Source organism: Ruminococcus sp. 1001136sp1_2201st1_G3_2201SCRN_220225 (assembly GCF_040924365.1).
In the GTDB taxonomy this organism is placed as follows: Bacteria; Bacillota; Clostridia; order Lachnospirales; family Lachnospiraceae; genus Blautia_A; species Blautia_A faecis.
Map to the genome: position 1 here is coordinate 1 of NZ_JBCOME010000002.1, position 13265 is coordinate 13265.

Annotated in this window: 10 protein-coding genes and 1 riboswitch; of the genes, 3 read left to right on the forward strand and 7 right to left on the reverse strand. The window is 40.1% G+C overall.

From position 1 onward, the window contains the following. Positions 1 to 364 precede the first annotated feature (364 nt). Positions 365 to 1777, forward strand: coding sequence for a hypothetical protein (locus tag AB5642_RS01065; protein ID WP_173717807.1), 1413 nt, complete (start codon positions 365 to 367; stop codon positions 1775 to 1777). Positions 1778 to 2130: 353 nt separating this feature from the next. On the opposite strand, the gene AB5642_RS01070 is transcribed toward AB5642_RS01065, so the two are convergent. The 5 genes from AB5642_RS01070 to AB5642_RS01090 form a co-directional block, all read right to left on the reverse strand. Next, a complete protein-coding gene (locus AB5642_RS01070; RefSeq protein ID WP_334285831.1) occupies positions 2131 to 2268 on the reverse strand; it encodes a class I SAM-dependent methyltransferase in 138 nt (45 codons plus the stop codon). 109 nt (positions 2269 to 2377) lie between these two features. Beyond that, entirely contained in the window at positions 2378 to 4261 is a 1884-nt protein-coding gene (gene asnB / locus AB5642_RS01075) for an asparagine synthase (glutamine-hydrolyzing) (RefSeq protein ID WP_195391647.1), read from the reverse strand. Positions 4262 to 4491: 230 nt separating this feature from the next. Beyond that, positions 4492 to 6240, reverse strand: coding sequence for a M56 family metallopeptidase (locus AB5642_RS01080; protein ID WP_173717379.1), 1749 nt, complete (start codon positions 6238 to 6240; stop codon positions 4492 to 4494). Positions 6241 to 6246: 6 nt separating this feature from the next. Then, positions 6247 to 6636 (reverse strand): BlaI/MecI/CopY family transcriptional regulator, encoded by a 390-nt coding sequence (locus AB5642_RS01085; RefSeq protein WP_148463261.1) that lies wholly within the window; start codon positions 6634 to 6636, stop codon positions 6247 to 6249. Between the two features lie 134 nt (positions 6637 to 6770). Beyond that, positions 6771 to 7661 carry a hypothetical protein gene (locus tag AB5642_RS01090; protein WP_173717805.1) on the reverse strand — a complete coding sequence of 297 codons (891 nt, stop codon included), beginning with the start codon at positions 7659 to 7661 and terminating at the stop codon, positions 6771 to 6773. Positions 7662 to 7839: 178 nt separating this feature from the next. Between AB5642_RS01090 and AB5642_RS01095 the strand changes: the two genes are divergently transcribed. After that, positions 7840 to 8133, forward strand: a complete 294-nt coding sequence (locus AB5642_RS01095; protein ID WP_173717826.1) for an autorepressor SdpR family transcription factor — start codon at positions 7840 to 7842, stop codon at positions 8131 to 8133. Beyond that, positions 8108 to 9142, forward strand: a complete 1035-nt coding sequence (locus AB5642_RS01100; RefSeq protein WP_368371411.1) for an SdpI family protein — start codon at positions 8108 to 8110, stop codon at positions 9140 to 9142. The genes AB5642_RS01095 and AB5642_RS01100 overlap by 26 nt, the downstream gene beginning before the upstream one ends. Positions 9143 to 9290: 148 nt before the next feature. On the opposite strand, the gene AB5642_RS01105 is transcribed toward AB5642_RS01100, so the two are convergent. Beyond that, positions 9291 to 12158, reverse strand: coding sequence for a transporter substrate-binding domain-containing protein (locus AB5642_RS01105; protein ID WP_368371412.1), 2868 nt, complete (start codon positions 12156 to 12158; stop codon positions 9291 to 9293). A 200-nt stretch (positions 12159 to 12358) separates the two neighbouring features. Then, positions 12359 to 12434: riboswitch (cyclic di-GMP riboswitch) on the reverse strand. Between the two features lie 151 nt (positions 12435 to 12585). Further along, the coding region (locus AB5642_RS01110; RefSeq protein WP_368371413.1) for a response regulator at positions 12586 to 13265 on the reverse strand (680 nt) is incomplete at its 5' end.

Consider the following 13265-nt stretch of genomic DNA (forward strand, 5'->3'; position numbering starts at 1 on the left):
GAATACAGCTGCATTTTCAGTATCACCAGTCATTTCCGGTACTGTTGAAAAATCAGCTGCCAGGACACCTGCGGATGTTGTTGCTATCAGGCCTGTAGATAATAACAATGCCAATAATCTCTTTTTCATGTGAACCCCTCCTTGATGTCTATCTGTTTAAAAAATAACAGATGGTTGCATAATCTAATATATTTAATTTTACAGAAATTTTTGCTGCTTATCAATCTGTGACGAATTCTGTGCGTGATTCTATTATTGATTTGTCACATCTCATTTTCTTTTTTATGGTAAAATATATTCATACAATGTCAGAGCGTGTTCTTAAATCATTTTTACAATCTACACGCTCCAGGAGGAGATTACTATGTCCAAATTCAGTGAATATCTCAGGAATCTGATAGATGGAAGCGGCGAATCTATTTCCGCTATTTCCAGAAGCATTGGAGCTGAGCGTACTTCAATTCACAAGGCTCTGTCAGATGAACGTGTTCTTCCTTACAAGGTTGTGCAGAATCTTGCACGGCATTTCAACCTTTCTCTGGACGAGCGCCAGGAATTTCTACGGCTTTATTACATACTTCTTCAGGGAGAAGAAACTTACCGGAACCGCCAGGCTGTCTGCGAACTGTTGAATCATCTGTCTTCTGTTGAATTTCACAAAATAGCGCCACCTGTAGCTTCGAAGCTTCCGTCGGTAAACAGCCTGATTCGTGGCGAATATGCCGTGCACAGTGTGATTCGTTCACTTTTAATCTCTGAATCAGAGCAGGAAAAGGCAAAATTCCACTTTCTTCTTCCGTCAAAGCTGAATCTGACAACAGAATTAATGGAGTTGTGGCTGTCCGGACGGGAATTTTATGTTGACCAGATTCTGTGTTTTTATACCCAGAAGGATGCCTCTGTGGAAAACATCCGTCTGCTTGGTTCTGTTATTCCGTTGTGCATGGCATCTGTTGGAAAATATCAGCCTTACTATTTTCATAATACTTCTGATGCAGTTACGTTGTCACCTATGAGCTATTACATTATTACCCCAAATTATCTGCTTCAGTTTTCGGAAGATCTTTCCTGTGCCCTGCTTCAGGGAATGCCGGAACTAATAGAACATTACAACAATTATTATCAGAGGCTCATACAATGTTGTGATCCGTTAACTCAATGTAATACCAGTATTCTGGATATTTTGCAGGAATATATTACTACGACCGCACCAGACGAAATACAGGTTATGATGGCGCAGCCATGTACAGCACGTTATTATACTCCGGAAATTATTCAAAAATATATGCGAAGCAGTAATGTTCCGTATCAGGATATGCTTGCATTGGTGGAAAGGCATTTTTCTGTACTCAGGCAAAATTCTATGCGGTACTACTCTATATTCACAGAAAAAGGGCTGCTGGATCTTTTCAACAGCAATGTTATTGTAGATTTACCGCCTCAGTTTGTACCTCCTCTTGATCACGAAGATATTCTTGCCATGCTCAGGCAACTGCGGTCAGATATTGCAAAGGATAATATTTGTGGCCTTATCACCCGCCCGACACAGCTGAAACTTCCTGACTATCTGTCTATTTCTGTCAGTGCGAAAAACAAGATTAATATTTACCCGACAAACGCTTTTTTATTTGGCGCATATTGTTGTAATATTCATATTTCAGACGAATCATTGTGCCGGATCTTTCAGGATTTCGTTCAGTCACTGCCAGGAAGTCCTATGGTATATTCAAAGGAGGACTGTTTAAAGCTACTGGATCAGCTTACTTTGCCATTTTAATTTACGCCGGCAATGAGCCATATTCCGGGCAAAATTATTGTTTTTTCGCCTTTTTTCATATATAATAAATACATTATCGCTGTGAATCACTGCAAAATGTGAATAGAAGAAACTGAGTCTTCCGGTTTACCGGCCGGTTCATCCCCTTTTGGTAACACCGCTTGGAATCGCTTATAACTGCCAGCTTCCACAAAAAGCTCGCTGATTCTAATAATAAAAAGCTCTATCGTATTTTGATCCGTTCAAAAGTTAGATTTTTGGTGCTTCAAAATACGATAGAGCTTTTATGTTGCAAATAAATGAATTTCAGATTTCTAGCAGATGGGAAAGCGTATCTTACTTCTTAAGAAGTTTTATAACGTATAACAATCATACCGGATCGCTTTTCCATTTAAGGTATAAGAAGGCTTACGCCCTACCAGGCATTCACTTTTCAGGGGACGTTTGACAATAATCTTCTCCGGATGGGCAAAGATGGCGGCATCAAACAGATCTGTTTCTCAGCTTCCTCTGCAGGTACAAATTTATTTTTCTTAAATTCTTCCAGACACCTAATTAGTGCATTATTATGAATATAAAAAAGAATATATTGAAGTTTTATTATTGCAGCCTTGTAACCAACTCTCCCTTCGAACATGTAGCAAAAAATCTATCGTACCAGATAAGGAATGTTAAAACTGTCCAGATTTTACGACTGTTATCTGCCTTTTTATCTTTATGGTCCTTCAGAAGCTGAAGCAGTTCCTCTGTACGAAAAAATTCTTCTGCCGCTTTTGAGGTAAATAAATCCGTTACCATCTGATACCAGTCATCCTGCCGCAACCACACACGGATTGGAATGGGAAAACCAAGTTTCTTACGTTCATCGGTTTCCTGTGGAAGAAATCCTGAAACAGCTTTGCGGAAAATATATTTGGTTGTACCCGCTGCAATCTTGGCTTCTTTCGGAAGCTTTGCTGCAAAGTCAAAAACTTCTTTATCCAGAAATGGTACCCTGACTTCCAGGGAATGTGCCATACTCATTTTATCTGCTTTCTGCAAAATATCGCCAGGAAGCCAGTAGTTCAGATCTACAGACTGCATTTTTTCCATGTCTTGAAGTCCGCCTCTGTTTTCTGCCTCAAGCTCTTCATAAAATGGTCTTAAATATTCCTGCGTGGAAGGTCCTGTTACTTTATTTTTCAAAATCTGCGCTTTCTCTTTTTCACGGTAGATATACGCATTTCCAATGAAACGTTCTTCCACTTTCATTCCCGCGCGGATAAGAAAATCCCGACCTTTCACATCTGGCAGCTTTGCGGCCAGTTTTCTAACAGCACGTCTAAGCCTGAATGGAATCCAGGCAACTTTCTTTAATGCTTCCGGTTCTCTATAAATATTGTATCCACCGAAAAGTTCATCTGCACCTTCCCCGGAAAGGACTACCTTAACATGACCGGCAGCCTCTTTGGAAAGAAAATAAAGTGCAACTGCAGAAGCATCTCCAAGGGGTTCATCCATATGATACATCACATCTGGAAGAGCATCCCAGAATTCCTGCTTGGATATGATTTTCACATGGTGTTTCAAACCTGCTTTTTCTGCCACTTTGGCAGCTTTGTTTACTTCACTATATCGATCTCCCTCATCAAATCCCACTGTAAATGCCTGATCTGCACCGGAGGAAGAAGCCAGATAACCGGAATCCACTCCACCTGATAAAAATGCGCCGACTTCCACATCACTTAACATATGATGCTTCACTGAATCCTTTAAAATCTCGGAAAGCTGGCTCCGCAGCTGCGCCATATTCGTCTTATGGTTCCACTGACCTGGTGTAAGCTTTGGTTTGAAATAAGTCTTTATTTCATAGCTTCCGTTTTTATATAAAAGCATATGTCCAGGCATCAGTTTGTAAATTCCTCTAAAAAAGGTCTCTTCCAGAGGGGAATATTGAAATGACAAATACTGCTCCAGTGCCTTCTGATTTACTTTCCTTTCATAGCCTGGAAATGCAAGGATACTCTTAATTTCAGAAGCAAATACAAAGTGCCCATCTATTTCGGCATAGTACACAGGCTTAATTCCAAAGAAATCCCTTGCAAGCATCAAAGTCTGCTCTTTTTCATTCCATACTGCAAACCCAAACATTCCCCTGAGTTTATCCAGTGCCTTCTCCCCATACTGCTGAACGGTATTTACCAGAACTTCCGTATCGGAATGGGTGCAAAAAGAAATGCCGAAAGTCTCAAGTTCTTCCCGCAGTTCTTTATAATCGTAAATTTCCCCATTAAAAACAATATGCAGATTTCCATCCGCGCTTTCCATAGGCTGCTGCCCATCTTCTAAATCAATAATACTAAGTCTTCGAAAGCCCAGCGTAATCTTCTCCCTGCAAAAGGAGCCCTCACTGTCCGGGCCTCTATGCGCAATGGCTTTCATCATCCTTTCAATTACTGTCTTCTGATCCTGTCTGTAACCTGTAAATCCACAGATCCCGCACATTTCTTCCTCCGTATCCATTTGATGTAGTTTAGACACTGCAACAACTTTTGTTACAGTCCAAAATTTTTTCCAATATTTTATCATAAAAATATCTGTTTGTTGTAAAATAAAAATGTCTTTCTTATCAAATAATTATATTTCCAAATAGCTTTTATATCTCATATAACATTTTATAAAAAAAGAAACGTTTTCCATTTCTTTATTTGCTTCCGGAAAACGTTTCTTTTCATTTACTCTTCATAAAGATTTCCGTTCTCATCGGTCCAGGTTCCGTCACCATTATCTGTGTATCCTACACCTTCTGAATCACAGTAATAATAATCTCCGTTTGTAGTCTCTTTTACATTAACGGTGCCACTGCTGCCCTTGAGTTCATGTTTTTCCAGCTGTGTTCCGAAATTATAGTCTTCATCATTCCAGGTACGGTAGGAATTTCCATTGGCATCTGCCCAGTTTCCATCTCCCTGATAACTGTATCGGCTCCCATAAGCATCAGAATAGGTCCCATCTCCGTTATCGTAAAGAACTCTGGATTCTTCATCTCCTCCACCCGGTGCTACAATTGATGCTACACCGGAAGCAGTAGTGAATCCACTGGTATATGGTACGCCTGCTGGCAGATTCTCATAAGATGAAACAGACTCGTTGTTGTCAGAGGTAATTCCATCATCGGTCGTTTCACTTACCTGTCCGCTGTTTTCCATGGCAGGTTCATCGTTTGTTTCCGCATCTGCTTTTTCCTCTTCGTCTACAGAATCCTCTGTATCTGCATTCTCTGTCACTCCTCCTTCGTCCTGTGTTTCAGCAGCTTTCTGCATAGTTACCATTTCAGAAAACGGTGCATAATCCGGTACATTATTTTTCTCTGGATCTGCATTTTTTTCAATACCAGACTTCTCCGTCTCTACTGAAACTGTATCTGTCCCGGCAGAGACATTAAATACCAGATTACCGCCTGCAAGCAGCAGCGTCACAAGAATTCCCGGAAGAATCCCTCTGCGGAGTTTCCGAATGTTCACCATATACAGAATCCGATCTTTAAACACCATTTCGCTGTCATTAAGACTTGCTGTCACATATGGAATCTGATTTTCCATGGCCACTGTCCTGAGAAGCAGCTGTCGATATAATTTATGTTCCTTTTTATTAACTCTGCGAACAACTGCTGTATCACACAGATTCTCAATATCCTTATCCGCTTCTTTCAGCATGATAAGAAGAAAGGGGTTGAACCAGTATATTGATGCACAGATTCGAAGGAGCATCTTATACCAGAGATCCCGATGGCAATAATGTGTGAGTTCATGGTAAAAAATAAGTTTTCTTTCTTCTGCTGAATACCCGGTTGCTGGTAGATACAATTTTGTATGTAAAAGTCCTGCAAGAAGCGGTGTGGTAAGACCTGCGTTTTGCCTGAGCTCCGGTATTCTGCGTACGTGCTTCTTTTGACACGCTGCACGGTACATCTGAATACTCACCGTATCACTTACCTGCAGACTCATCCGTTCCAGATTCCTTATAGAAAAATAATATGCCAGCAATTCTCCTGTCAGTTTAAGTACCGCTACGCTCGGCCAGACAACAACAAAAATCACAGCCACAATTCCCAGCCATTTATCTGATTCGTACCTGACAGTTCTCTTTTGTTCCGGAATTTCTGTCAGATTTTTCATGTCATTGCTCGCAGATGATACGGTTTCTGTTATCTTCTGACTTTCCTCTGGTCTGACTGCGTAATCCGTTATCTTCGGGTTTTGCGTATTCTGTTGACTGCTTCTAAGTACTTTGAAATCCACCAGTGCCAGATTCTCCGGAAGGCGCACCGGAACACAAAGGCTTATCGTAATCAACAGCCAGATAAAGTACTTCCATCTCGCTGATACACGTCCTTTAAACAGAGTCGCAAGCACTTTTACCAGTAAAATTACTATTGCTGCAATAATGTTCAGTTTCAGAATGTGCAGAATGAAAACCTCCATAATTAGCTATTCCTCCCTGTCCTCCAGGTTCTTAAGAAATTCACTGAGATCCTGGACTTCTTCTGAGCTGATCTTCTTTCCATGATAAAGTGAAGTTACAAACTTTTTTAGTGAATTCCCATAAAGTTTCTCAAGAACACTCTGGCTTTCATGTGCCTGATAATCTGACTGCGAAACCATGGGTGTATACAGATTCATTTTTCCCTGTTTCGTCACTTCCACGAAATTTTTGTTCTCCAATCTGGTCAGCAATGACAAAATTGTTGTTGATGCAAGCTTTTTCTTCATATTGATCACTTTCTCAATCTCCGGTCTGGTCATCGGCGGAGTATTATTCCAAAGAACGAGCATAATATCCAGCTCTGAGTCCGGAAGTCTCTGGTAAGTTTTTTTCACTTTTTCATACCTCCCCTGTTACATATTTTCTACAAATGTAGGAATGATTCTATTTTACCACGGTTCACGGAAATGGCAAGGGCTTTTGCACAATTTGCAAATGCCCTTGCCATTCCTGCAGCTACTGACCACTATCAGTCTATTTCTGTATAGCTGCTGCCATTTTCATCACTCCATGTCCCGTCTCCGTTGTCCGTAAATCCTGTACCATTTTCGTCCTGGAAATAATAATCACCATTTGTAGTTTCCGTAACCGTCACAGTATTACCGTTTGCATCCTGAAGGTCATGCTGTTCCAACGTATGTCCCAGATGATGAGTGTCATCATTCAGAGCTGAGTAGGTATTTCCATTTTCATCGGTATAAGTTTCATTCCCATTATCAGTATATTTCATTCCATCATCTCCACGGTATTCGCAAGAATAATCTTTGTGAAGAATGTAATTGATCTCAATTGTATTTCCATCACTGTCAACCAATGTCAGTGATGAAGTAGAAATAATATCTGAACCATCACCGTTATCTGCGGAAGCATTCACGTCTGCATTGGAAGAATCCGAATCTCCCTTGCCTCCCGGATTGGAAGCATCGGTATCCTCCTGATTAGAATTCTCTGTTGAATCTTCATCTGCCTGTCTGGTAAGGGAGGGATTTCCTGGATAGGAAATATATTCTACGAATTTTCTGACATCACCGATATCATCTGCATCTTTTGCATATCCCACCGTCATATATAAACTGTTCCCCTCTGAATAAACTGTCTGATAGCAGGCTTCATACGTATCATTGCATTTTGCAATTGCTATATTGACATCATCAAGTGAATATTTGTAAATGTTTACATAATCACTTCCATTCGTGTAGCTGGCATAAGTACCTTCCGTATCTGCCTTTTCCCAGTCGGAATCTGCTGGCGGCTGTGTATAAAAGTCATTATTTTCTGCTGCCAGAACCGTTCCTGCTGAAAAAGTTCCCAATACCGCCGTAGTGATAAGTGTCATTAACTTTACTGTTCCTGTCTTCATAGTGCATTCTCCCTGTTTATTATTTTCTACTTTTGTAGAAGTTGTTTATATTCTACATCTGTAGAATATAAATGTCAACCATATTTTGAAGTAACTGGTTCTTGACACATAATATTCCTTGCATTATAATACGTTTAACAATTAGGTTAAATGTTAAATGAAGGGATGTGATGAATTATTGGGTATACAGGATACATTAAAAGCACTGGCTGATCCAATACGACGTGAGATTTTGAACTTATTGAAAAATGGGCGGCTTTCAGCCGGAGAAATATGCGAACATTTTTCAGTGACGGGAGCATCCATATCAAGACATCTGGCAATATTGAAGGAAGCTGATTTGATCCGAAACCAAAGAGAAGGAAAGTTTATTTATTATGAATTAAACACTTCCGTATTGGAAGATGTCATGTTGTGGATCACAGATTTGAAAGGAGCATCGAACGATGAAGGAAATGATAAAAAAATATAGAGGTTCATTAATTAGCTCTATACTGGTAATTCTTGCAGGAGTCCTGGTGGGTTTTACGAGTACACACGGTAAATGGATAAATGTATTTTTTGTAGTAACGCACTGTATATTTGTAGCAATCATATTTTATGATAACAGAAGCCGACAACAGAGTCCAAAAGTTATAGGAATGACTATATGGATGATACCTGTTATTACATTGCTCTATAATGGCATTGCCAGATTGGTAAATACCGGAGCAGGCATGGAGAACCTGTTCATGGCATTCATGTATTATGGAACAGGCTTACTATTCATGGTTATAGGAAATTATCTGCCAAAGGTAAAGCAGAATAATACGATAGGAATCCGGGTTATATGGACATTGCAGGATGAGGAAAACTGGAATGCAACTCATAGATTCAGTGGGAAACTATGGATGGCATCAGGTATTCTGTGTATGCTCTGTGGTCTTTTTGAGGAAAGTATGGCTGCTCTTGTTTTGTATATCGTAAGCATTATGGCAGCTGCAATCATCAGCATTCTCTATTCTTATCTCTTTTATAAGAAAAAGATAGCGACCGGAGAAAAATTAAAAATTCAGTATAACAAAAAAACAATTGGAGTATCCGGAATCATAACCATTTTAACCATTATATTCGGTATATGGACGTTGTTTTTGGGAAGTATTGAGATTCGTTTCGAGGATAAAGATTTTACCATTGAGGCACAAGGCTGGAGCGATTATACAGTGGACTATGCGCAGATTGACAGTATCTCATATGAAGAAAATTCATCTCAGAACCGGAATGATTATAGAACCAACGGTTTAGGAAATCTTAGATATGCTATGGGAAATTTTAGAAATGATGTTTATGGAGATTATTTCAGGTATACCCATTCATCCTGTCATTCATATGTAGTCATGAGTATAGATGGAAAAATATTGGTCGTAAATGGTGAAAATGATTCAGCGACAAAGGAAATCTATCATACAATTAGCGAAAAGGTGTCAAATGAATTAAAATAGCATCAGAAATGCTGGGTTTGTCAAGTTATTTGTGTAAGTTTTTAAAAATATTTTTGGGGAGGGAATCTTCGAATGTTTTTTATTCACTCCCCACTATCCCTGCTTTTGCATATTTTCCAGAGTGGCACTCCATTAGTATAACATGCAATTAATATTTTTCCTGCTGCCTTATTACTTCTGATAATATCGACAGAAGCTTATCGACCTGAATCGGCTTTGCTATATGTCCATTCATTCCGGCTGCAATAGCATCCCGCTTATCTTCTTCAAATGCATTTGCTGTCATTGCAATGATTGGTATACACGCCTTGTCCTTATCTGGTAAATTTCTGATTTCCTGTGTTGCCTTATAACCGTCCATTTTAGGCATCTGGATATCCATGAGGATCACATCATATGTTCCAACCGGCATTTGCATTATCCTGTTTACACACTGGATACCATCCTCCACACGTTCTGTTTTAAGACCTGCACGCTCAAGTATTGCTTCTGCAATCTCTGCATTCAGATCATTGTCCTCTGCCAAAAGGATATTCCTTCCCTCAAGTATTTCACTGCAGGATTCTGGATTTTCAGCATGTTTTTTTACATAATAGCTTTCATCCGCTATCCTGTGTTTTAGTGTTACAGTAAAAGTGCTGCCCTTTCCAAGCTCACTCTCCACATCGATTGTTCCACCGAGCAGATCAACATATTTCTTTACGATTGACATTCCAAGTCCGCTTCCTGTGATTTTGCTCTTCGTGGTGTTTCGTTCACGAGTGAATGCTTCGAAAATTTTTGACAGATAATCCTGGCTCATACCAATTCCGGTATCGCTCACCCTGGTCCTTACAATCATGTACCCAGGCTCCTCGCAGGGTAATTCATCTATATCTACCATAACAGAACCACCGGCTGGAGTATATTTTACGGCATTACTCAGGATGTTGACAAATATTTCTTTTACCTTGGTAGTATCTGTCAGTATATTTTCATGTTCTACATTTATTGTGTAATGAAGAGCAAGATTCTTTTTCTTTGCTTCATCCTCAAATATTTCAAACAGAGTCTGCCGGATATCCTCAATCCGTCCATAGTTCTCATCAATTTCCATCCTTCCGCTCTCAATCCGAGCCATATCAAGTACATTATTTATGATTGACAGAAGGAGGTTTCCTGACTGCTGAAGTTTTTTTAAATGTTCTGAAGTTTCAGGCAAATCCTTTCCTTTCAGTTCATTCTCCATAAGCTGTGCATAGCCCAGAATTGCATTCATAGGAGTACGGATGTCATGTGACATATTGTTAAGGAAACGAGTCTTTGCCAGATTAGCTTCTTCTGCTTTTTTCAGAGCGATTTCCAACTTGTCATTAAGCTTTTGTGTATCATTTGCAGCAAGCTTTGCGACAGCTTCTGCTTTCCTTGCCTTCCGTAAAAGTACGAGGATAATACTAATGATAGTGAGTACAAAAAATCCTGCCGTAACAAAAAAAGCAAGCATATTGTCTTTTACAAAATCCAAAAATGTTACCTTATCTGCTGTACTGTCATAAATAGCAAGTGCACTTGTAAGCATGTCAGACGGCATAGCCTTTAAGGTTTTATTCAATATTGATAAGAGGGTTCCCTCTCCACTTCTAACTGCAAAGCATGCCTCCATTGTTTTTGTAAGTGGAATACTCTTGAAATTTTGACTGTTATCATATATTAGTGCCTGACTTGCGCCCATGAGGAAACAGTCTGCTTTTTCATGAATGACCATATCTGCTGCATCGTCAAGCGAATCACAATCTATAAGCTTCCATTGGGGATAACTGAATGCAATATGCTGTTTTAAGGCATATTTTTCCCTGGGCACAGCTACAGTATACACCTTATTCTCATCAAATTTTTCCTCATCTGTTACCGCCATCAGGCTGTAGGTCCAGGCTGTGTTTGTAAGTGTATATCCGTTTTTTTCTGCAAAATATGGATTCCTGCCAGCATAAAAAATCATGTCAATCTCTCGTTCTTGTAAAGCCTGAAGCATTTCATCATAATCATCATATTCCTGTATATTAAATTCCAGTGTCTGATTTCCCAGACAGTCTTTGGCATAAGAGAAATATTCTGCCAGCATACCGGTAAGTTTTCCAGTCTCTTCGTCCAGAGAAAATACTGCCGCATCATTACTCAGAAATCCGATCCGGATACCATCATGTTCTTCCAACCAGGACTTTTCTCCGCCTGTAAGACTTTGACAATAATCAAGCGTAAAATACTTTTTATACAGATCCGCCTTGAAAAAAGGACTATCCTGATCCAGCTGACGCATAGCCCAGTCCAACTCTGTCTTGATATCGCTGCGCTCTTTATTTATTACAAAATATATGCCGGATTTACCAATCGTGGTAACGGATGATATTCCCTGTTCAGACCAGATGGATTCCTCCAGAGATACAAAACAATCGATTTCATGATTCGCTAATTTCTTTTCGACATCATCATTATTATTCACATTTACATGTTCTGTATGTATGCCATTCTTATTTTCCCATTCTGTCAGCATGATTTCAGGCTCAGTACCCATGAGCACACCTACACGTTTCCCGTCCATAGATTTGAAATCAGACGTCCCAATATCCGTATCCGATAAATCAGCATAAAGGATATATTTTTCCTCACCCATGGGTTCATCCGGGAAAAGCATCTTCTGTGCACGTTCATCGGTGTAAGAAATATCGCCCATGATATCAATCTCACCATTTTCAAGCTTATCAAAACAGTTGGACCAGTCACATTTCACATGCTCAAATTTCCATCCGGTATAACCTGCCAGAGCCTGCATGAGCTCGTAGCCATAACCTCGTCTGACACCGTTTTTATCGACATAATTAAAGGTATCCTCAAATGAGCCGACACGGATGGTCTGTGGCTGTTTTTCATCATTATTCGTTTCAGCAGCCTGGCAGTGTACCGATAACATCATCCACATTCCCAGGACCACAAATATACATGCAAATAGTACGGCTGATTTTTTTCTACTTTTATCCATATTTTTTATTTCCTTCATCCGTTTGTGTTTTATGATGTTCCAAACACCAGGTCAAAAACAGCAAGTATTGTTTTTATATCAATCGGTTTTGCAATATGTGCATTCATCCCTGTTGCTGTGTACTGCTGCTGTGTAATTTCCATCATCTCTGCAATGCCCCGGGTGATAAAAACGCTGCCAAACAGGCAGCGCATCTCATTTCATGCAACTGGCTGCCATTTTACAGGCCCTGTAGCTTTGCGTCGCAGATTTTCATCTGTTTTGCCGATTTCCATATTAGAGCATTTAAAATTATACAAAAAAACTGATTTTATTATACTCCCTTGCTCCACTTTACACAAGAAAAACCTCACCGCTTTAACGCTTAAAAATAATTTGAAAACCTGCTAAAAAGTTGTTAACCGAACTTCTTAGCAGGTTTTTATTACTAATCTGTCAGATTATTTTGTAATGTACTGATCAATTCCTCTATAACGATTGGCTTGGATAAGAATCCATTCATACCGCATTCCAACGCTTTCTTTCTGTCCTCGTCAAAAGCATTGGCCGTCATGGCAAGGATGGTGATTCCTGCCAGTGCCGGATCCCTAAGGGCACGGATCTGCTTCGTGGCCTCATATCCGTTCATTACCGGCATCTGCACATCCATCAGCACCAGATCATAACCGCCCGGTTTCGACCTCTTGACCTTCTCTACTGCCTCTGCCCCATTTTCTGCAGTATCCACCAGGAAGCCATATTCATTAAGGATCTCCACCGCAATTTCACTGTTCAGCTCATTGTCTTCCACAAGCAGTATACATCTGCCTCTGAAATCTGAGCATGCCGCCGGAAGAACAGGCTTCTCCTGCTCAGCCTGATTCTGGCCAATGGCAGTCATCAGGGTATCTCTGATATCGGACATAAACAGAGGTTTCGCACAGAATGCAGTTACTCCTGCAGCCCTGGCTTCCACTTCGATGTCTGACCAGTCATAAGCAGTCAGAATAATGATCGGTGTATCGTCACCAAGACTGCGGATCTGTCTGGTGACCTCAATACCATTCATATCCGGCAGTCGCCAGTCGATGATATAAGCATGGAAGGCATCCCCAAGCTCCATAGACT

What these genes read in the sequence shown, in the direction of transcription:
- AB5642_RS01065 (WP_173717807.1), top strand. Translation starts at nt 365, where the DNA reads ATGTCCAAATTCAGTGAATATCTCAGGAATCTGATAGATGGAAGCGGC.
- asnB (WP_195391647.1), bottom strand. Translation starts at nt 4,261, where the DNA reads ATGTGCGGGATCTGTGGATTTACAGGTTACAGACAGGATCAGAAGACA.
- AB5642_RS01080 (WP_173717379.1), bottom strand. Translation starts at nt 6,240, where the DNA reads ATGGAGGTTTTCATTCTGCACATTCTGAAACTGAACATTATTGCAGCA.
- AB5642_RS01090 (WP_173717805.1), bottom strand. Translation starts at nt 7,661, where the DNA reads ATGAAGACAGGAACAGTAAAGTTAATGACACTTATCACTACGGCGGTA.
- AB5642_RS01100 (WP_368371411.1), top strand. Translation starts at nt 8,108, where the DNA reads ATGAAGGAAATGATAAAAAAATATAGAGGTTCATTAATTAGCTCTATA.
- AB5642_RS01105 (WP_368371412.1), bottom strand. Translation starts at nt 12,158, where the DNA reads ATGGATAAAAGTAGAAAAAAATCAGCCGTACTATTTGCATGTATATTT.